Origin of the sequence: Mycobacterium sp. 1165178.9 (genome assembly GCF_001673555.1) — a bacterium.
GTDB lineage: Bacteria > Actinomycetota > Actinomycetes > Mycobacteriales > Mycobacteriaceae > Mycobacterium.
Genome location: NZ_LZMB01000279.1, coordinates 1 through 1739 on the forward strand (window position 1 = coordinate 1; position 1739 = coordinate 1739).

The following is a 1739-nucleotide window of genomic DNA, read 5'->3' on the forward strand; positions in this document are numbered from 1 at the left end:
GTCATCGACGCGGTGTCCTGGCGGGTCCTGCTCGATGACCTCAACACCGCCTGGACCCAACACCGGGCCGGCCAACCCATAGCGCTGCCGGTCACCGGCACCTCATTTCAACGCTGGGCCCAACTACTGGGCGACTACGCCCACCGCCCCGAGGTAATCGAGCTCGCCGACGCCTGGAAACAACTGGCCGCTGCCCCAGCGATCGTGCCCGCCCCCCAACCCGAGCACGACACCTACGCCAGCGCCGGACACCTCTCGGTAACCCTGGACCCGGATACCACCGGCGCACTGCTCGCCGAGGTCCCCGCAGCTTTCCACACCGGTATCCACGACATCTTGCTCATCGCCTACGCCATGGCCGTGGCCCAGTTCGTCGGCAACGGCGCGGCCCCCATCAGCATCGACGTCGAAGGCCACGGCCGCCACGACGACCTCGACCCCCACCTCGACCTGTCCCACACCGTGGGCTGGTTCACCACCAAATACCCAGTCACCCTCACCGTCGGACGGCTGCACTGGCCCCACATCACCGCCGGCGACCCCGAGCTTGGCGCACTGATCAAACACACCAAAGAACAACTACGCGCCCTGCCCGACCCGCTCAGCTACGGCGCCCTGCGCTACCTCAACCCCGACATCGACCTAGGCGATTCCGATCCGGTGCTCGGATTCAACTACCTCGGACGACTCGGCGCAGCCACCGGCGAAGACCACCCCCAGCTGTGGCGCCTCGACCCCCGCGGCACCGCCGTGCTCGGGGTCGCCGCCGCGATCCCCATGCCCCTGGGACACTCCCTGGAACTCAACGCCGCCACCCTCGACACCGACACCGGCCCCCAACTGCAGGCCACCTGGACCTGGGCGCCCACCGCCCTCGATGACACCGCAGTCACCGAATTGAGCCAATTGTGGCTGCAGGCCCTGGCCGGGATCTGCGCGCACGTGCACGCCGGCGGCGGCGGGCTAACCCCCTCCGATATCGCCCCGGCCCGGCTTAGCCAGGCCGACATCGACGAGCTGTGCCGCCAGTACAGCGTGGCTGACATCTTGCCGCTGACCGGGCTGCAACAAGGCCTGCTCTTCCACGCCAACAGCGCCCAGGGTCACGACCCCGATGTGTACGCCATGCAACTCGACATCACCCTCACCGGCGCCTTGAACCCCGACCGCCTGCAGCACGCGGTCCAGACCGTGACCAGCCGCCACCCCCACCTGGCCGCCCGGTTCGCCACCCACTACGACCCCCCGGTGCAACTGATCCCGGCCGATCCCGAACCGGGATGGAGATATGTCGAACTCGGCGCACGGGACGTTGATGTCGAGGAGCACATCGCGCAACTGTGCGCCGCTGAGCGCGCCGCCGTCGGCGATCTGGCAGTACCCCCAGCGTTTCGGGTGGCGCTGATCCGCACCACCGCCCACCAACACCGATGCCTGCTGACCTTCCACCACATCGTCATCGACGGCTGGTCCCTGCCCATCCTGCTGGGCGAGATCTTCACCGCCTACCACCAACAACCCCTGCCCGCCCCGGTCTCCTACCGCCGGTTCATCCACTGGCTCGCCGAGCGCGACCAGCACGCCGCGCGCACCGCCTGGGCCCAAGTGCTGGCCGGATTCGACACCCCCACCCTGATCGGACCCCCCGGGCGCGGGCACCCTGGCCCGCGCCACACCACCTCCTACCGTCTGCCCGAACACACCACCCGCGCCCTGCACGAGCTGGCCCGCGCCCACCA

The 1739-nt window shown here is 69.1% G+C and carries 1 protein-coding gene; it reads left to right on the forward strand.

What is annotated here, in order from left to right:
• A partial coding sequence (locus tag A5652_RS12065) for a condensation domain-containing protein (RefSeq protein ID WP_232001169.1) occupies positions 1 to 1739 on the forward strand: 1739 nt, incomplete at both ends.